Source organism: Streptomyces scabichelini, from assembly GCF_011045015.1.
Lineage (GTDB): Bacteria > Actinomycetota > Actinomycetes > Streptomycetales > Streptomycetaceae > Streptomyces > Streptomyces scabichelini.
In genome coordinates this window covers 14889-33374 of record NZ_JAAKZY010000113.1, presented here as the reverse complement: position 1 = coordinate 33374, position 18486 = coordinate 14889, and the positions used below count along the sequence as shown (strand labels likewise).

Annotated in this window: 17 protein-coding genes and 2 rRNA genes; 16 read left to right on the top strand and 3 right to left on the bottom strand. The window is 69.1% G+C overall.

Annotated features, from left to right (window positions below; genetic code table 11):
- The 11 genes from G5C60_RS30015 to G5C60_RS29965 all read left to right on the top strand — a co-directional run.
- Nucleotides 1-97, top strand: a 23S ribosomal RNA gene (locus G5C60_RS30015); the annotation flags it as partial.
- Between the two features lie 86 nt (nt 98-183).
- A 5S ribosomal RNA gene (gene rrf, locus G5C60_RS30010) occupies nt 184-300 on the top strand.
- A gap of 159 nt (nt 301-459) precedes the next feature.
- Nucleotides 460-1506, top strand: coding sequence for a pectate lyase family protein (locus tag G5C60_RS30005; RefSeq protein WP_165264123.1), 1047 nt, complete (start codon nt 460-462; stop codon nt 1504-1506).
- An 86-nt stretch (nt 1507-1592) separates the two neighbouring features.
- The gene (locus tag G5C60_RS30000) at nt 1593-2237 is read left to right on the top strand and encodes an HAD family hydrolase (RefSeq protein WP_165264122.1); all 645 of its coding nucleotides are present in this window, start codon (nt 1593-1595) and stop codon (nt 2235-2237) included.
- A 92-nt stretch (nt 2238-2329) separates the two neighbouring features.
- Nucleotides 2330-3559, top strand: a complete 1230-nt coding sequence (locus G5C60_RS29995; protein ID WP_165264121.1) for an MFS transporter — start codon at nt 2330-2332, stop codon at nt 3557-3559.
- The gene (locus G5C60_RS29990; protein WP_165264120.1) at nt 3510-4682 is read left to right on the top strand and encodes an acetoin utilization protein AcuC; all 1173 of its coding nucleotides are present in this window, start codon (nt 3510-3512) and stop codon (nt 4680-4682) included. Before G5C60_RS29995 ends, G5C60_RS29990 begins: the two co-directional genes overlap by 50 nt.
- 142 nt (nt 4683-4824) lie before the next feature.
- Nucleotides 4825-5640 carry a phosphatase gene (locus G5C60_RS29985; protein ID WP_165264119.1) on the top strand — a complete coding sequence of 272 codons (816 nt, stop codon included), beginning with the start codon at nt 4825-4827 and terminating at the stop codon, nt 5638-5640.
- Nucleotides 5641-5769: 129 nt separating this feature from the next.
- Complete coding sequence (locus G5C60_RS29980; protein WP_093781815.1) at nt 5770-5979, top strand: helix-turn-helix domain-containing protein; 210 nt, start codon at nt 5770-5772, stop codon at nt 5977-5979.
- 194 nt (nt 5980-6173) lie between these two features.
- Complete coding sequence (locus G5C60_RS29975) at nt 6174-6272, top strand: 30S ribosomal protein bS22 (RefSeq protein WP_003948845.1); 99 nt, start codon at nt 6174-6176, stop codon at nt 6270-6272.
- Nucleotides 6273-6663: 391 nt separating this feature from the next.
- Nucleotides 6664-7725: an NAD-dependent epimerase/dehydratase family protein gene (locus G5C60_RS29970; RefSeq protein WP_165264118.1), complete on the top strand. Its 1062-nt coding sequence runs from the start codon at nt 6664-6666 to the stop codon at nt 7723-7725.
- Between the two features lie 14 nt (nt 7726-7739).
- Nucleotides 7740-8789: a lysophospholipid acyltransferase family protein gene (locus G5C60_RS29965; RefSeq protein ID WP_165264117.1), complete on the top strand. Its 1050-nt coding sequence runs from the start codon at nt 7740-7742 to the stop codon at nt 8787-8789.
- Between the two features lie 109 nt (nt 8790-8898).
- Here G5C60_RS29965 and G5C60_RS29960 read toward each other — a convergent pair whose 3' ends face one another.
- The 3 genes from G5C60_RS29960 to G5C60_RS29950 form a co-directional block, all read right to left on the bottom strand.
- Nucleotides 8899-10131, bottom strand: a complete 1233-nt coding sequence (locus G5C60_RS29960; protein WP_165264116.1) for a DUF5667 domain-containing protein — start codon at nt 10129-10131, stop codon at nt 8899-8901.
- Nucleotides 10132-10397: 266 nt separating this feature from the next.
- Nucleotides 10398-11177: an ECF subfamily RNA polymerase sigma factor, BldN family gene (locus G5C60_RS29955; RefSeq protein ID WP_165264115.1), complete on the bottom strand. Its 780-nt coding sequence runs from the start codon at nt 11175-11177 to the stop codon at nt 10398-10400.
- A 337-nt stretch (nt 11178-11514) separates the two neighbouring features.
- Entirely contained in the window at nt 11515-12459 is a 945-nt protein-coding gene (locus G5C60_RS29950) for an HAD family hydrolase (protein WP_165264114.1), read from the bottom strand.
- A gap of 173 nt (nt 12460-12632) precedes the next feature.
- Between G5C60_RS29950 and G5C60_RS29945 the strand changes: the two genes are divergently transcribed.
- The 5 genes from G5C60_RS29945 to G5C60_RS29925 all read left to right on the top strand — a co-directional run bounded on the left by G5C60_RS29945 (nt 12633) and on the right by G5C60_RS29925 (nt 18395).
- Entirely contained in the window at nt 12633-12932 is a 300-nt protein-coding gene (locus G5C60_RS29945; protein WP_165264113.1) for a glutaredoxin family protein, read from the top strand.
- Nucleotides 12933-13250: 318 nt separating this feature from the next.
- Nucleotides 13251-14012, top strand: coding sequence for a redox-sensing transcriptional repressor Rex (locus tag G5C60_RS29940; RefSeq protein ID WP_165264112.1), 762 nt, complete (start codon nt 13251-13253; stop codon nt 14010-14012).
- Nucleotides 14009-15742 (top strand): glutamyl-tRNA reductase, encoded by a 1734-nt coding sequence (locus tag G5C60_RS29935; RefSeq protein WP_165264111.1) that lies wholly within the window; start codon nt 14009-14011, stop codon nt 15740-15742. The genes G5C60_RS29940 and G5C60_RS29935 overlap by 4 nt, the downstream gene beginning before the upstream one ends.
- Nucleotides 15739-16719, top strand: coding sequence for a hydroxymethylbilane synthase (hemC, locus tag G5C60_RS29930; RefSeq protein ID WP_165264109.1), 981 nt, complete (start codon nt 15739-15741; stop codon nt 16717-16719). Before G5C60_RS29935 ends, hemC begins: the two co-directional genes overlap by 4 nt.
- Nucleotides 16716-18395: a bifunctional uroporphyrinogen-III C-methyltransferase/uroporphyrinogen-III synthase gene (locus G5C60_RS29925; RefSeq protein WP_165264107.1), complete on the top strand. Its 1680-nt coding sequence runs from the start codon at nt 16716-16718 to the stop codon at nt 18393-18395. Before hemC ends, G5C60_RS29925 begins: the two co-directional genes overlap by 4 nt.
- Nucleotides 18396-18486: the final 91 nt, after the last annotated feature.

Here is an 18486-nt window from a genome sequence, read left to right as displayed (position 1 = left end):
TTAAGGCCCCCGGTAGACGACCGGGTTGATAGGCCAGATCTGGAAGCCGGGCAACCGGTGGAGGTGACTGGTACTAATAGGCCGAGGGCTTGTCCTCAGCTGCTCGCGTCCACTGTGTTGGTTCTGAAACCACGAACAACCGTCGTAGCCATGCCACGGCTCCGGTTGACAGTTTCATAGTGTTTCGGTGGTCATAGCGTGAGGGAAACGCCCGGTTACATTCCGAACCCGGAAGCTAAGCCTTACAGCGCCGATGGTACTGCAGGGGGGACCCTGTGGGAGAGTAGGACACCGCCGAACTAATATTGAGAAATCCCCGTGACCGAAATACTGGTCGCGGGGATTTTTTCATGTTCACAGTGTCCACGGTGTTGACATGCTCAAGACATCTGGTTACCTTCAGGCTCGTTCGCCGCACGGAAAGCGCTTTCTATTTCGACTATTCGAGGAGGACCATCAATGAGCTCGTCCTCGCCAGTGTCTCGGCGCTCCTTACCCCTCACGCTTGTACTGATCCTCCTGCTCACCGCCCTCGGCTTCGCCGGAACCAAGGCCTCCGCCGACGTATCCGCAGAGGCATCCACGGACGTACCGTCGGCGTCGGCGGCCACACCCCTCGCCGAGACCGCCCCCACCGGCTTCGCGGCCGTCAACGCGCTCGGTCAGAACGGGACCACGGGTGGGGCCGGCGGTGTGACGGTCACCGCCACCACGTCCGAGCAGTTCCTGGAGTACATCGACACCGTGGGGCCGCTGGTCATCAAGGTGCAGGGCACCATCGACATCACCAGCAAACAGGGCGTGCGCCCCAACAAGACCATCATCGGCGTCGGTTCGTCGGCCGTGATCAACGGCGGTGGGCTGGACTTCTACCGCTCGTACAACGTCATCGTGCGCAACCTCAAGTTCACCAACGCCGAAGACGACGCCGTCAATGTCGGGCAGCAGTCGCACCACATCTGGATCGACCACAACGAATTCGTGGCTCCGGTGGACGGGGCCCTGGACGTCAACAGGGCTGCCGAGTACGTCACCGTCTCCTGGAACTGGTTCAACAAGACCGACAAGACCATGCTGATCGGTCATTCGGACGGCAATGGCAGCCAGGACGCCGGCCGGCTCAAGGTCAGCATTCACCACAACTTCTTCGACGGCTCGAAACAGCGGCATCCGCGGGTGCGATTCGGTGAGCCGGTGCACGTGTACAACAACTACTTCCGGAACAACGCGTTGTACGCGGTCGCGTCGACCATGAACGCGGGTGTCGTGGTCGAGGGGAATTCCTTCGAGAACGTCCCGTACCCCTGCTATTCGGCGAGCGGATATGCCGACTCAGGTCCCGGGCGACTGGTGCAGAGGAACAACCAGTTCACCGGCTCGGGGACGTGCGAGACCAACGGCACGGTGACCGAGCCGCGGACCTTCTACTCGTACACGCTGGATCCGGCGGCGAACGTGCCCGCGCTCGTACGGGCCGGTGTCGGGGTCGGGAAGATCGGCGCATGACAGGAGAAGCCTGAGAGAGTCGGTGTCCGTACCGTCCGGCCCGGGGTCCTCCGGGTGGACGGTACGGGCCCGTCTAGGGTCAAGGCATGCGCTACGACCTGGTCATCTTCGACAACGACGGCGTCCTCGTGGACAGTGAGCCGATCTCCAACAAGCTCCTGGCCGCCTATCTCACCGAGCTCGGGCACCCCACCTCGTACGAGGATTCCCTTCGCGACTACATGGGCGCCGCCATGCACCGCGTACACGATCTTGTGCTGGAGCGGACCGGGCGGCGGTTGCCCGAGGACTTCGACGATGTCTTCCACGGGCGCGTGTTCGCTGCCTTCGAGCGGGAGTTGGGGCCGGTGGCCGGGGCCGTGGAGGTGCTGGAGAAGCTGGCCGCGGACGGGGTTCCGTACTGCGTGGCGTCCTCCGGGAGTCATGAGCGGATTCGCGTGGGGCATCGGGCGACCGGGCTCGAGCGGTGGTTCGACGACGGGCGGATCTTCAGTTCGCAGGACGTGGGGCGGGGGAAGCCGGCGCCGGATCTGTTTCTGCACGCGGCCGAGCGGATGGGGGTGCGGCCGGAGAGGTGTGTCGTCGTCGAGGACAGTCCGCTCGGGGTGCGGGCGGCTGTCGCGGCGGGCATGGACGTGTACGGGTTCACGGCGATGACGCCCGCCGAGCGGCTGGCCGGAGCCACCGGACTCTTCGGCGAGATGCAGGAGTTGCCCGCGCTGCTCTCCTGAAAGCTCTCCTGCAAGCTGTTCTTGAAGATGAACAACATTCATCTTCCGATTCATCTACCCACGAGTAAGGCGCGGCCTTACGCTGTGCGGCCATGACAGATGTGCTGCGGCGCGGCCGGGCCTCGTTGGCGTTCAGCTTCTTCGCTCAGGGGGTCGCCTTTGCTCTGCTGGTGACGCGGATCCCCGCGATCCAGGACCAGTACGGGGTCTCCGACGCCCTGCTGCCGGCCTTCCTCGCCGCCGTGCCGGTCCTCGCCGGGGTCGGCAGCGTCTGCACGGAGCAGCTGGTCAAGCGGGTGCGGCCCAGTCACGTACTGCGGTGGTCGCAGCCCGTCGTGCTGCTCGCGCTGCTCGGCGTCGGGTCGGGCGAGGCGCTGTGGGAGATAGGTCTTGCGCTGGCCGCGTTCGGGCTGGCCGTCGGTGCGCTCGACGCGTCCATGAACATGCTCGGGGTGAGCCTGCAGCACGCGTACGGGCGCAGCATCATGCTCGGTTTCCACGCGGTGTACAGCCTGGGCGGGATCGTCGGGGCCTCGCTCGCGTGGGTGGGGGCGCACTGGGATCTGCACCTGTTCGTGTCGTATCTGCCGGTCGTCCTGGTGCTGCTGCCCGCCGCGTTGGTCGGGAGTCGGTGGTACGTCGACGGGGGTGGCCCTGAGCAGAAGGGCGCCTCTGACCAACAGGGGCCGAAGGCGGCCGGGCAGCCCGTCGCCTTCAAGCTGCTGTTGCCGCTGTGTCTGGTGATGACCTTCGCGTACATCGGGGACTCGACCGTCTCCAACTGGAGCGCCAAGTATCTGCAGGACGTGCTGGGCAGTTCGGAGCAGCTGGCGACCGTTCCGTACAACGTCTACATGGTCACCACGCTGCTCGGGCGGGCCATCGGGGACTTCGGGGTGCGGCGGTTCGGGGCTGTGGCGGTCGTACGGCTGGGGGCGGTGGTCGCGGCCGTGGGGTTCGCGGTGGTGGCGGTGGCGCCGGGCGCGTGGGTCGGGATGCTCGGGTTCACGTTGCTGGGGCTGGGGTTGTGTGTGCTCGTACCGCAGACTTTCGCGGCCGCGGGGCGGCTGTTTCCCGGTGCTGCGGATGCTGCCATCGCGCGGCTGAATATCTTCAACTATGTGGGGTTCTTGATCGGTTCTCCCCTCGTGGGGGCTCTGGGCGATGCGTGGTCGTATCGGTGGGCGATGCTCGTGCCGATGGTGTTGGTGCTGGTGACCCTGGTGTACGCCCGGTCGTTCGCTCCGGGTCCTGACCGATACGGTGACGGGCATGAGCGGCCGCGCACAGCTGATGTGGGACGAAGCAGTAACGGGATATGACTTCGGTCCGGATCATCCGATGGATCCGGTCCGGCTGGCGTTGACCCGTCGACTGGTCGATGCCTTCGGGCTCGACCGCGAGATGGACGTGGTCGCGGCGAAGGCGGCCGGGGAGTCGACGTTGCGGCTCGTGCATCGTGAGGACTACGTCGAGGCCGTCAAGGCCGCGTCTGTGGAGCCGAGGGCGGCGGACACGGCGTACGGCCTTGGGACCATGGACGATCCCGCCTTCGCCGGAATGCACGAGGTGTCCGCCCTGATCGCCGGGCAGTCGGTGGGGGCGGCCGAGGCGGTGTGGCGCGGGGACGCGCTGCACGCGGTGAACTTCGCGGGCGGGCTGCACCACGCGATGCCCGGCGGGGCGTCGGGGTTCTGCATCTACAACGACGCGTCGCTGGCGATCGCCCGGTTGCTGGAGCTGGGGGCGGAGCGGGTGGCGTACGTCGATGTGGACGTGCATCACGGGGACGGTGTGCAGGCCGCGTTCTGGGAGGATCCGCGGGTGCTGACGATCTCGTTGCACGAGCACCCTCGGACATTGTTCCCGCAGACCGGGTGGCCGGAGGAGACCGGGGCGGACAGCGCGGAGGGCTCGGCCGTGAACGTAGCCTTGCCGGCCGGGACCGGGGACGCCGGGTGGCTGCGGGCCTTTCACTCCGTCGTGCCGGAGCTGATCGCGGACTTTCGGCCGCAGGCGCTGGTGACTCAGCACGGGGCCGATACGCACTTCGAGGATCCGCTCGCGCATCTGGCGGTTTCGCTGGATGCGCAGCGGGCTGTGCAGGTTGCCTGTCATGAGCTGGCGCATGAGTACGCCGAGGGGCGGTGGGTCGCTCTCGGTGGGGGCGGGTACGCCGTGGTGGATGTTGTGCCTCGGTCGTGGACGCATCTTGTTGCCATTGCCGCTGGGCGGGAGATCGCGCCGGATGCGGTGATTCCTGAGGGGTGGCGGCAGGAAGTCTTCGCTCGTACGCGGCAGTTGGCGCCGGTGCGGATGACTGATGGGCGGTGGCCCGTGGCCTGGAAGTCGTGGGAGGACGGGTACGATCCGGCCGACCGGCTTGACCAGGCGATCGTTGCGGCTCGGCGGGCTGTGTTTCCGTTGCGGGGGTTGCTGGCGTAGGGGTTCTTTCGGCCAGGCCCCCGGCGGTACACCAGTGACAGCGCCGGTGACAGCGACAGCGACAACCGGGCGTTAGGCCGACCGTGCGGCCTTTCCGCGGTTTTGGGCGTGAGCCAGTGGCAAATGCGCCAGCATCGCTGGCGTGTTGAGTGCTGGAGCGTTGCGTGCGCATCTGCTGGCCGCCCGGTTGGCCGGGCCTGTGGCGACCTCGCGTGAGGAGAGTCTGCGGAGCTATCGTCTCTTCGCGGCCCGCGATCCCCGCGTGATGATCGGGCTTGACCCTGAATGGACGTGGAAACAGCCGGATTTGATCGCTTTGATGGCGGACAAATGCGGGGTTTCAGCCGACCCATGGCACACATCAGGCCACGATGTGATCGATCCTGAGCGGACGTTGGCGGCACTTGATGCCTTCGCGGAGCGTCTCCAGGTGGCGGCCCGTAACCGTTCCGCGGTGCTCCTGGGTACCGGCCACCCGCACCGTCTGCTCGGTTTCTACGCCGCTCTCGCGGACGCCCTGTCGGCGGCGGGATGTGCCGTGCTCACTCCCGCGAAGGGTAGCTCTGTCGACATAACGACCCGGTTCGGCCTACGCACGTACAACCTTGACTACGTACAAGGTGTCGCGCTGGTGCGCGAACCGGGCGCCCGGACCACCGGTTGTGAGCCCGGCGCACACTCGCATTCTCCGCTCCCGATTCGGGTCGCCCTGGCCGCCGCGGCGGAGGCCGGCGGGCCCCTCCCGGGACTGGTGATCGGAGACCACGGCTGGGTCTGCGGGGCAGGTCAGCTGGGGTTCGAGACCATCGGTCTCGGGGATACGGACGATCCCGCGCTGTTCGTCGGAGAGGCCGAGGGGCGGGTGTCCGTCGCCGTTCCGCTTGATGACGCTGTGCGGTCCGATTACTACCGACCGCTTACTCGCTATGTACTCAATCGAGCGTGTCTGTCACAGTAGGCGGCCGATGCCTCCCCCTCTTCCCCACTCGCATCACCCGCCCCTACATTGGGGAGTGAGCACGCAGCGACGAAGTGTCACCGGAAGGGGAAGCCGGTGACCGTCGAGTGCGGAAGGTTCAGGTGTGTCATGGCTGCTGGCGAGAGGCCTCTGAACGAGGTTCAGTTCCTTACCGTGGCGGAAGTCGCCTCGGTGATGCGAGTGTCGAAGATGACCGTGTACCGCTTGGTGCACAGCGGTCATCTGCCCGCGATCCGGGTCGGAAGGTCCTTCCGAGTCCCGGAGCAAGCGGTTCACGAGTACCTTCGCGAGTCTTACGTGGGGGTGGAAACTGCCTGACGGCAACCCCGGAGGACGCCGGGGACGGCTCTCAGGCCGCCCCCGGATTTCCTCAGGGTTACCTCGATTACAAGCTCGGAGCTCTGTCGGGGTAGGCTGGCCCCCCGTAGGTCGTGTGGGCCCCAATGCAGCCCCGCACCGAGTGATTGTCCCCGCTGTCGCGGGGGTTGTCCGAGAAGTGAGCGAGGGTAGTCGTGGGCTCTGTTATTAAGAAGCGGCGCAAGCGGATGGCGAAGAAGAAGCACCGCAAGCTGCTCAAGCGCACGCGCGTTCAGCGTCGCAACAAGAAGTAGGCGGCAGGTCGTAGGGCTGTGAACCCGCCGGGTCGTGAACCCTTCCCGGCGGACATACCCCACGGCCACGCCTACGGTGTTGCGGGTGCTGCGACAGGCAGGCGCTCTGTGGCCCCCCACCAGTCGGTGGGGGGCCACAGCCATACCTGGTCAAGACCCGGTCAGGAACCCGGTCAAAGCGCCGCGAGAGGGGTACCCGTGCGTACGCCTGTCCGGCAGTTGGCTTGGTCTGGTCGTACGCCGGGTCCGTCGTGACTTCATGCATCGAGTGGTCATCACAGCGCAACATCGACCCGCTAACGTGGGCCTTCACGGGGAACGCGGCACAGCACGAGCAGGGTGCAGAGTACGAGCAGGATGTCGTCGCAGGTCTGGAAGGAAGGCGCTGATCTTGGGGAAGGTCGTGCTCGTGACCGGAGTGGCCCGACAGCTTGGGGGCCGGTTCGTACGACGGATCCAGCGTGACCCCGAGGTGGACCGGGTGGTCGCCGTGGACGCGGTTCCTCCCGAGCACCACCTGGGCGGAGCCGATTTCGTACGGGCCGACATAAGGCAGCCCACGATCGCCCGCCTGCTCGCCGAGTACTCCGTCGACACGGTCGTGCACATGGACGTGACGGGCACTCCACTGGGCAGCGGCAGCCGGACCTCGGTCAAGGAGACCAACGTCATCGGCACCATGCAGCTGCTGGGCGCCTGCCAGAAGTCCCCGACGGTCAAGCGGCTGGCCGTGAAGTCCAGTACGAACGTGTACGGGTCGGCCCCGCGCGATCCGGCCGTGTTCACGGAGACGACGCCGCCCAAGTCGCTGCCCAGTGGCGGCTTCGCGAAGGACACGGTGGAGGTCGAGGGGTACGTACGCGGTTTCGCGCGGCGCAGGCCCGATGTCGCCGTGTGCGTGCTGCGGTTCGCGAACATCCTCGGACCGAGTGCGGACTCGCCGCTGGCCTCGTACTTCTCGCTGCCCGTGCTGCCGACCGTGCTCGGCTACGATCCGCGGCTGCAGTTCGTCCACGAGGACGACGTGATCGAGGTGCTGCGCATCGCCTCGCACGAGCCGGAGCGCGGGACGCTCAACAGCGGGACGTTCAACATCGCCGGCGACGGCGTGCTGCTGCTCTCGCAGTGCGCGCGGAGGCTCGGCCGACCCACGGTGCCGCTGCTGCTGCCCGCGGTCAGCTGGGTGGGCACGGCAGTGCGTACGCTGGGTATGACGGACTTTTCGCCCGAGCAGCTGCGGCTGCTCACCCATGGCCGGGTCGTGGCGACCAAGCAGATGCGCGAGACGCTGGGTTATCGGCCGAAGTACACGACCGTGGAGACCTTCGCGGACTTCGCGCGCAGCCGCGGTCCCGGACTCCTGCCGCCGGAGGCCCTTGCGGGGGCCGTCGACCGGATCGCCGCGCTGCCCCTCCTGAGCGGTGGCCACCCCCCGACGCAGAGCGCCAACTGAGGAGCGCATCAACGATGGCGGATGCCAAGGTCATTCCGTTCGACGACGACCGGTCCCGTGGGAGCGCCGCGCATCGGCAGCCGCGGCGCCGGGGCGCGGGGAGCCGGTTGAAGGGCGAGCCCACAGTGGTTCGTGAGGTCCAGCCCCTGCCTGGCCGAACGATTCTGCAGGATGATGTTCCGGTGACGCGTGAGGAGCCGGCACCCTCGCCGGAGAGGCAGGGCGGTGGCTGGGACCGGCGGATCGCCGGTGGTCTGGCCTTCCTGCGGCGGCGGTTGACGGGTGACTACGAGGTCGACGACTTCGGTTACGACCAGGAGCTCACCGACCAGGTCCTGATGTCGATGCTGCGGCCGGTCTATGAGAAGTACTTCCGCGTCGAGGTGAAGGGCGTCGAGAACATCCCGTCCGAGGGCGGGGCGCTGATCGTCTCCAACCACTCGGGGACGCTGCCGCTGGACGGGCTGATGATGCAGGTCGCGGTCCACGACAACCACCCCGACGGCCGCCATCTCCGCCTCCTCGCCGCCGACCTGGTGTTCATGCTGCCGGTGGTCAACGAGCTGGCCCGCAAGGCCGGTCACACGCTCGCGTGCGCGGAGGACGCCGAACGGCTTCTGGAGCGCGGCGAGCTGGTCGGTGTGATGCCGGAGGGCTTCAAGGGCATCGGCAAGCCGTTCGGCGACCGCTACAAGCTCCAGCGCTTCGGCCGCGGCGGCTTCGTGTCCACGGCTCTGCGGCAGGGCACGCCGATCATCCCCTGCTCGATCGTCGGAGCGGAGGAGATCTACCCGATGATCGGCAACGCCAAGACGCTCGCGCGCCTGCTGGGTTTCCCGTACTTCCCGATCACCCCGACGTTCCCGTGGCTCGGCCCGCTGGGCGCGGTCCCCCTCCCCACGAAGTGGACCATCCAGTTCGGCGAGCCGATCCCGACGGACGGCTACCCGCCGGAGGCCGCCGAGGACCCGATGCTGATGTTCAACTTGACGGACCAGGTCAGGGAACAGATCCAGCACACGCTGTACAAGTTGTTGGTGCAGCGCAGGTCGGTGTTCTTCTGAGCGGCACGACCGGGGTGGTCTGACGGCTGCCGAAGGAGCCTGCATACGTCGGTGGGGGCGCCCCTTGCGCAAGGGGCGCCCCCACCGACGTATCAGCGGAAAGCGGAAACTAATCCGTGCCCTCGTTCTCGATGCCCAGGTCCGGGAGGAGTCCCGGGAGCAGGGGTGGGACCGTGACGTCGGGCTGGGTCGGTGGGGTGGTCTTGTCGGACGGGGCGGTGCTGGTGGCGTCCTTGGGCGGGTCCAGGAGGCCGCCCGTGTTGCCGCCGAGCAGGCCGTCGTCCTTGGTGTCCGAGGTGGACGGCTTCGGGTGGCCGCTGCTGGAGCGGTCGCCGTCGGGGGAGCCGCGGGTGGCGCTGGGGGCGGCCGGGCGGTCCGTGTCGGAGGAGCCGGGGGATGCCTTGCCGGAGTCCGGCTGTCGGCTCGTGCCCTCCCGCGAGGGAGGCTGCGGCAGCAGCGAGCGCAGCGGATCGACCTCTTCGTCTATGGCGTCGAAGACCGAGCTGACCTGCTGGCTGACGTCGCCGAGCTGCACGGGCAGCCGGTCGCGCAGCGCGCCCCAGGCGTCGCGGTGCGACCGGGAGAAGGCGGACAGGGTCTGGATGGGGCCCAGCGATCCGTCCCGCTCGTACGCCTGGTGCAGCAGGCGGTGGCCTTCCGCCGCGTCGTGCCGCATGCCGGACAGCGCGCGGCGGATCTCGCCCATGGACTCGTGGTCGAGAGCGCCGGAGCGGTCGCGCTCCACCAGCCGCCGCGCCTCGCTCAGCCGGGTGGAGGCCTGGTCGAGGTAGAGCCGACCGCGGTCACTGTCGTCGTCGGCCATGCCCCGCTTGAGGTCCTCCATGCCGCGCTTGAGTCCGTAGAGCGAGTCGCCGGGCAGGGCGTCGGAACTGGCGGCGGCGACGCCACTGAAGGCGCCCGCGGCCACACCGACGGTCAGTCCACCCGCGGCAAGCCCCTTGGAGAGCCGGCCCCTCGGGAGACGCTGCCGCAACTTCCCAAGGCTGGTCGCCCGATGAGCGCCCCGTCCTCCTTGGGATCTCTGCCCGGGGACAGCAGGGTCCACCGCCTCGCCCCCCGCGGCCGTGCCCTCCAGCAGCATGGCCTCCATCGCGGCCACCAGCTGGGCCCGCTGGACGACCTTGACCTCGGGGTCAAGCGCCGGCTTGGGCAGCTCGCCGAGGCCGGTCGCCAGGGACAGCATCCGGTTCCGCTCGGACTCGTCCGCAGCGGCCGGGGCCGGCCCTTCGGACTGCTCGGCCGCCGTGCCCCGGTCGGACTGCTCCTCCAGGGCCTGGGCGAAGGCGTTCGCCCGCCGGTGTGCCGATACGTTCGCGATCACTGGCGGCACCTCCTCTCGTCATGACGGTCGACTCCCCAGGGGGTCCTGAGGGTTGCACTCCCTGACCAGATCCACACGATCGAGTGATCGGAGACGGCCGGGTGTGACCACAGGGAGCCTGTATCCCGCACAACGAGCGGCTCGGCACTTGGGTTACGGACGACGGATGATCGGACCACGGAGCCAACGGGCGGCAACGGAGGGTGAGTTGAGCGTCGCTGAGGGTAGGGGGACGTACGGGATCAGTGAGGATTCTGTACGGGTTCTCAGCGGGCGTCGTCGGGCAGGAGCCGGGCCAGGGTGCGCACGGCCCGGTACTGGAGGGTCTTGATGGCGCCCTCGTTCTTGCCCATCACGCGGGCGGTCTCGGCGACCGAGAGACCCTGGAGGAAGCGCAGGGTCACGCACTCCTGCTGCTGCGGGTTGAGGCGGCGCACGGCGTCCAGGAGCGCCGCGTTCGAGAGGGACTCCAGGACGGAGTCCTCGGGGGAGCGCTCGACCTCGTTGGCGTCGAGCATCTCGCCGGTGGTCACTTCCAGGCGGAAGCGGCTCGACTTGAAGTGGTCGGCGACGAGGTTGCGGGCGATCGTGACCAGCCAGGCGCCGAAGTCGCGGCCCTGCCAGGTGAAGGTGCCGATGCGGCGCAGGGCGCGCAGAAAGGTCTCGCTCGTGAGGTCCTCCGCGGTCGCCTTGCCCCCCACGCGGTAGTAGATGTAGCGGTACACGGTGTCGCTGTACTGGTCGTACAGGCGCCCGAAGGCTTCGGCCTCGCCGGCCTGGGCGCGCTCCACGAGGTCCATCATCCGGGCGCTGTCACTGTCCGCGGCCGGGCGGCGAGCGGTGGTGGTGGCCGACGCGCTCGAGCGGCCCCGTCTGCCCACCGCCGCGCTGCCGTCGGCCAGTGCATAGCACGGGCCGACGGGCGCGGCGGAGACAGCGAGGGCGGGGACGGCGTACGCGGTGGGGACGAAACCGCGCAGGTGGTCGAGGACCGTTGCGCGGAGCGTAGCCAGGCCCGAGGCGTCAACCCCGACGTGTGGGTACACGGGACTCCCAGAGGCAGAGCTTCCATCACGTGCAGTACCGGAACATTCACCCGTCGTAGCGACGTGTGAGGTCCGTCATGCGTCTGAGGAGAATAACGCTTCGTACAGGCAGCGCTACACCCAGTTGCTCAAATCGCCGATTACGTCTCTTCTGTTACGCATCGACGCCTGATCAAGTACCGCACGGTGACCGGTTGTTGACCGGATCGGGTCGCGTTCGGTCCGAGCCCGGGGCGTGTTGTGGCCGGGTGCCGTTAACGGGACTGGCGGGGGCGCTGCGGGGGCAGGAGACGGGAATTGCCCGCGTGTTCGTACGTCTGATCCGTCCCGGAGGGTGTCAGCGGCGGCGACGGTGCAGGGCGATCGCGGCCGCCGTGCCGCCCGCCACGGCGCCGACGCCGGCCGCCGCGGGGATGCCGACCTTCGCCGCCTTGCGGCCCGTGCGGTAGTCGCGCAGGCGCCAGTCGAGGGTGCGGGCGTGCTTGCGGAGCTTGGCGTCCGGGTTGATCGCGTACGGGTGCCCGACGAGCGAGAGCATCGGGATGTCGTTGTGGGAGTCGCTGTACGCGGCGCAGCGGCCGAGGTCCAGGCCCTCCGCCGCCGCCAGGGCGCGTACCGCCTCCGCCTTGGCGGGGCCGTGCAGGGGTTCGCCGACGAGCTTGCCGGTGTAGACGCCCTCGACCGACTCGGCGACCGTGCCGAGCGCGCCGGTCAGGCCCAGGCGGCGGGCGATCACCGTGGCGATCTCGACCGGGGCGGCCGTGACGAGCCACACCTTCTGGCCCGCGTCGAGGTGGGCCTCGGCCAGGGCGCGGGTGCCGGGCCAGATGCGCTCGGCCATGTACTCGTCGTAGATCTCCTCGCCGATCGACATCAGCTCGGAGACGCGGTGGCCCTTCACGATGGACAGCGCGGAGTCGCGCGCGTCCTGCATGTGCTCGGGGTCCTCGACGCCGGCCAGCCGGAACCAGGCCTGCTGCCAGGCGAACCGGTAGAGGTCGCGGGTCTCGAAGAACTTCCGTTTGTAGAGGCCGCGGCCGAAGTGGAACAGCGCGGCGCCCTGCATCACGGTGTTGTCGAGGTCGAAGAAGGCGGCGGCCTTGTCGTCGCCGAGGACCGGGAACTCCGGTTCCTCCTCGGCGGTTTCGGGCGTGGCTTCGTGCGCGAGCTCCTCCAGTTCCTGGGAGGACTTGCGCGCTGCCTCCGCCGAGGCCTCGCCTGCCAACACGCTCCGCGCGGTGGCGGAGCGCCTACGGGGAGTGAGCCATCCGAGAGCGGCCATGGCGTGAGCATAGCCAGTCTGTTCGGCACTTCCGGAGTCCGCAGGTTTGAATGATGTGAACTCTCCGCGACCGTGCCGTTACGGCCGCGGGCCGTTCGTGACCGGTCGCGCCCACGTCACAGAGCCGTATGTGTCACAGCTCGCCCGCGACGGGGTGTGACCACGGGGTGAGAATGGCCGGTATGAGTCCCATCTTTCGGCGCACAGACCGCCGTACGGAGAAGAAGGTGCCGCGCGAGCGGCTGGTCACGCTGATCGGGAAGCCCGACTGTCATCTGTGCGACGACGCGCAGGTCGTTGTGGAGAAGGTCTGCGGGGAGCTCGGCGTGTCCTGGGAGAAGAAGGACATCACGCAGGACGAGGAACTGCATCGCGCCTACTGGGAGCAGATCCCCGTGGTGCTCGTGGACGGCGCACAGCACACGTTCTGGCGCGTGGACGAGGGCCGGCTGCGAAAGGCCCTCGCGAAGTGACGGACCCGCGTGACCGAACCGTGGCTGGACCGGGCACTGCTAGTGCGCCGGAAAGTCACTTAGGATCGAGGGCGGTTCGGCCTCGGGGGCGGGGAACGTAGAGGAGAGTGTGCGGCTTTGCCCCCAACAATGGAGGAACGAGGGCGCGTGTGCGCCGGTTCCATACGTGTGCGCCGGAGGCGCGTGACCCCGGTCACGTTGGGCGGGCAAATCGGACACCATCTTTGTGCATGCATTCACAAAGACATAGCCTGCATTCGACGGGGCGGTCTAGGTACGTGTGACCGCCTGCAGCCCCGCTCTACCCGCAGGAGCACCGTGGCAACTGGCCGAACTCACCGACCGGCGACCCGCAGCCGAGGGATTCCCGAGGCCACCGTCGCCAGGCTTCCGCTGTACCTCCGTGCCCTGACCGCACTGTCGGAGCGCTCGGTACCCACGGTCTCCTCCGAGGAGCTCGCGGCCGCCGCGGGGGTCAACTCCGCGAAGCTGCGCAAGGACTTCTCGTACCTGGGGTCCTATGGGACGCGCGGTGTGGGTTACGACGTCGAGTACCTCGTGTACCAGATCTCCCGCGAGCTGGGCCTCACCCAGGACTGGCCGGTTGTGATCGTCGGTATCGGTAACCTCGGCGCGGCGCTGGCCAACTACGGCGGGTTCGCCTCGCGCGGCTTCCGGGTCGCCGCTCTCATAGACGCCGATCCCGCGATGGCCGGGAAGCCCGTCGCCGGGATCCCCGTGCAGCACACCGACGATCTCGAGAAGATCATCAAGGACAACGGTGTGTCGATCGGTGTCATCGCGACCCCCGCGGGCGCCGCCCAGCAGGTCTGCGACCGGCTCGTCGCCGCGGGTGTGACGTCCATCCTGAACTTCGCGCCGACCGTGCTGTCCGTGCCGGACGGCGTCGACGTACGCAAGGTCGATCTCTCCATCGAGCTGCAGATCCTCGCCTTCCACGAGCAGCGCAAGGCCGGCGAGGAGGCCCTGGCCCTGTCCGAGGCCGAGGCCGTGGTCGAGGCGCCGAAGGAGAGCGGGAAAGGACCCGACGGGGATGTCCCCGCCGTGATGCCGGCATGAGTCTCCTCGTCGTCGGGCTGAGCCACCGCAGCGCTCCGGTCAGCGTTCTGGAGCGGGCCACGCTGTCCGCGGACATGCAGATCAAGCTCCTCCAGGACACGATCGCCGCCGAGCCGGCCGCCGAAGCCGCGCTGCTCGCCACCTGCAACCGGATCGAGCTGTACGCCGACGTGGACAAGTTCCACGCGGGCGTCGCCGAGCTCTCCACGCTCCTCGCGCAGCACAGCGGAGTCGGCCTCGAAGAGCTCACGCCCTACCTGTACGTGCACTACGAGGACCGGGCGGTTCACCACCTCTTCTCCGTGGCCTGCGGCCTCGACTCGATGGTGGTCGGCGAGGGCCAGATCCTCGGCCAGATCAAGGACGCGCTCGCGACCTCGCAGGAGCTGCACACGGCGGGCCGGCTCCTGAACGACCTGTTCCAGCAGGCGCTGCGGGTCGGCAAGCGCGCCCACTCCGAGACCGGCATCGACCGGGCCGGGCAGTCCCTCGTGACGTTCGGCCTTGAGCAGCTGACGGCCGGTGCGGCCGTAGAGGGCTGGGCCAAGGGCAAGCGGGCCCTCGTGATCGGCGCGGGCTCCATGTCCTCGCTGGCCGCGGCGACGCTCGCGCGGGCCGGGGTGGCCGAAGTGGTCATCGCGAACCGCACGGTGGACCGCGCCGAACGCCTCGCCGAGATCCTGATCGAGGGGCACGACACGGGCGTGGCGGCCCGCGCGGTACCGATGGAAGCGGTGTCGGCCGAGCTGACACGTGCCGACGTCGCGGTGTCCTGCACCGGTGCGACGGGTCTTGTCCTGACGGCCGAGGCGGTCGCCGCGGCGGTCGAGGGCCGTACGGGTGCGCCGGCCGAGGAGCGCGCGGCCACCCCCGGAGTCGTACGCGAAGACCTCCCGCCCACCAGCGTCGGCACCGACGAGGGCTGCCCGCTGGACCTGTCCGCCGTGCAGGGGGCCACCGGCTTCTCCGTCATGGGGGAGGCCGCCGTGGCGGGCATGGACGCGGCCACCCTGGAGCAGCACGCCGCCTGGGTGGACAACGCGACGGTCGACCGCCGCCGTAAGCACGACGCTCGTACACCCGAACACGACGCCCGTACGATCGAGGCCGAAGCCGACGTCATCAGCGCGCTCGCCGCCACCGCGGCCGCCATCGGGCGCGTGCCCGAGCGCCGTAAGCCCGAGCCCGTCGTCGAGGCCCCGCGGCCCGCGCCCGTGCTCTCGCTGCTCGACCTCGCCATGCCTCGCGACATCGACGCGGCCGTGCACCGGCTGCTCGGGGTGCGGCTCGTGGACATCGAGTCGCTGGCCGAGGCCTCCGCGGACGTACCGATGGCGGCGGACGTCGACATGGTCCGGCGGATCGTGTCCGACGAGGTCGCCGCCTTCGGGGCCGCCCAGCGGGCCGCGCACATCACCCCCACCGTCGTCGCGCTGCGCACCATGGCCGCCGATGTCGTCGCGAACGAGATCGCGCGGCTCGACGGGCGGCTGCCCGGGCTCGACGAGAAGCAGCGGGGCGAGATCACCCAGACCGTGCGACGTGTGGTGGACAAGTTGCTCCACGCGCCGACCGTGCGGGTCAAGCAGCTCGCGGCCGAGCCCGGCGGCGCCGGGTACGCGGACGCGCTGCGGACCCTCTTCGACCTGGACCCCGAGACGGTCGCCTCCGTCTCGCGGGCCGACAACGAGATCCAGAACGAGAACGCCAAGAACCGAGGGCGAGCATGAATGAGCGGCGAACGGGGCCGGAAAAACCGCCCCTGAGGCTGGGGACGCGGCGCAGCAAGCTCGCCATGGCCCAGTCCGGGCAGGTGGCGGACGCCGTGAGCCGGGTGACCGGGCGGTCCGTCGAACTCGTCGAGATCACCACGTACGGCGACGTCTCGCGCGAGGCCCTGGCACAGATCGGCGGCACGGGCGTCTTCGTGACCGCGCTGCGCGACGCGGTGCTGCGCGGCGAGGTCGACTTCGCGGTGCACTCCCTCAAGGACCTGCCGACCACACAGCCCGAGAACCTCGCGCTGGCCGCGGTGCCGGTGCGCGAGGACCCGCGGGACGCACTCGTCGCCCGCGACGGGCTGAAGGTCAGCGACCTGCCGGACGGCGCGCGCATAGGTACCGGCTCGCCTCGCCGCATGGCGCAGCTGAACGCGTACGCCCGTGGCCACGGGATGCGGATCGAGACGGTCGCCATCCGCGGCAACGTCGACACCCGCATCGGATACGTGCACAAGGGCGAGCTCGACGCCGTCGTACTCGCCGCCGCCGGACTGAGCCGCATCGGCCGGATCGACGAAGTGACCGACTTCCTGTCGGTCGACACGGTTTTGCCCGCCCCCGGCCAGGGGGCCCTCGCGATCGAGTGTGCCGCGGACAACGCGGACCTCGTCGCAGCGCTCGCCGAGCTCGACGACCCGCTCACCCGGGCCGCCGTGACCGCCGAGCGGTCCCTGCTCGCCTCCCTGGAGGCCGGCTGCAGCGCACCCGTGGGCGCGCTGGCCGACCTGCTGGCCGGCGGACAGATTGTCAAGGAAATGCGCCTGCGCGGCGTCGTCGGCACGACCGACGGCTCGACGCTGGTGCAGATGTCCACCACCGGTCCCGTGCCCGAGACGTACGACCAAGCAATGGCGCTCGGCCGTGAACTCGCTGCCGAGATGCTTGCCAAGGGCGCGGCCGGTCTGATGGGGGAGCGAGCACATTGAGCCCCACCACCCTTCCCGCCGGCCTGGAACACGGTCACGTCACCTTCCTCGGTGCCGGACCCGGAGATCCGGGACTGCTCACACTGCGCGCCGTCGAGGCGCTGGCGAACGCGGATGTCCTGGTCGCCGAGCCCGAAGTGCTCGACGTCGTCCGTACGCACGCCAGACAAGGCGTGACCGTGCTGGACACGGAATCGGGCCCGGACACGCCTCAACTGACGGTAGTTGACGGCGCGTCAACAACCGCTGGTGCCCCCGCGTCGAGGGACGCGGCCCATATTGTCATGGAGGCCGCACGCAGCGGCAGGCGGGTCGTACGTGCCGTCACCGGTGACCCCGGGCTCGACACGTACGCGGCCGCGGAGATGCTGGCCTGCGCCGCCGCGGGCGTGCCCTTCGAGGTCGTGCCCGGTATCGCCGCGGCCGTCGGGGTGCCCGCCTACGCGGGTGTTCCGCTGCGCGACGCGCAGGGCGCGGACGTGCGGTTCGTGGACGCGGCCACGGCCTCCGGGCGCTGCTGGACCGAGGTCGGCGCGTCCGACGGGACGGTCGTCATCTCGTCGGCCCTCGACTCGGTGGGCGCCGCCGCAAGCGAGTTGATCGCCGGCGGCCGCAAGCCCGATACGCCGATGACGGTGACCGTCGCCGGTACGACGACTCGGCAGCGGACCTGGTCCGCCACGCTCGGCACGATCGCGCAGACGCTGAAGCAGGCGAAGGTGCTGCCCTCGCCGGACGGTGGCCGCCCGGTGATAGCCGTGGTCGGTGAGCGTTCCGCCGCGGCCCAGCGCGACCAGCTGTCGTGGTTCGAGTCCAAGCCGCTGTTCGGCTGGAAGGTCCTCGTACCGCGTACGAAGGAGCAGGCGGCGTCGCTCTCCGACCAACTGCGGTCCTACGGGGCCGTGCCGCACGAGGTGCCGACGATCGCCGTCGAGCCGCCGCGGACGCCCCAGCAGATGGAGCGGGCGGTCAAGGGGCTCGTGACCGGGCGGTACGAGTGGATCGCCTTCACGTCGGTGAACGCGGTCAAGGCCGTACGGGAGAAGTTCGAGGAGTACGGGCTCGATGCGCGCGCGTTCGCGGGCATCAAGGTGGCTGCCGTGGGCGAGCAGACGGCCAAGGCGCTCGTCGCCTTCGGTGTGAAGCCGGACCTGGTGCCTTCGGGGGAGCAGTCGGCTGCGGGGCTTCTTGAGGACTGGCCTCCGTACGACCCGGTCTTCGATCCGATCGACCGGGTGTTCCTGCCGCGGGCCGACATCGCCACGGAGACGCTGGTGGCCGGGCTGATCGAGCTGGGCTGGGAGGTCGACGACGTCACGGCGTACCGGACCGTGCGGGCGTCGCCGCCGCCGGCCGAGACCCGTGAGGCCATCAAGGGTGGTGGCTTCGACGCGGTGCTCTTCACGTCGTCGAGCACGGTGCGGAACCTGGTCGGTATCGCGGGCAAGCCGCACAACGTGACCGTGATCGCGTGTATTGGGCCGGCCACGGCCAAGACCGCGGAGGAGCACGGGCTGCGGGTCGATGTCATGGCTCCGGAGCCGTCGGTGCACAAGCTGGCGGAGGCGCTCGCCGATTTCGGCTCGCGCCGGAGGGCTGCCGCCGTGGAGGCCGGGGGGCCGGTTACTCGGCCCAGTGAGCGGCGGCCGGGGTCGCGGCGGCGGCGTACGACGTAGCTTCCGCTGGGGGTGCAGGTGGGGTGCGTTTGAAGCTGCGGGTTCGTTGTGGCTTGTCGCGCAGTTCCCCGCGCCCCTAAAGGAAGGCCTG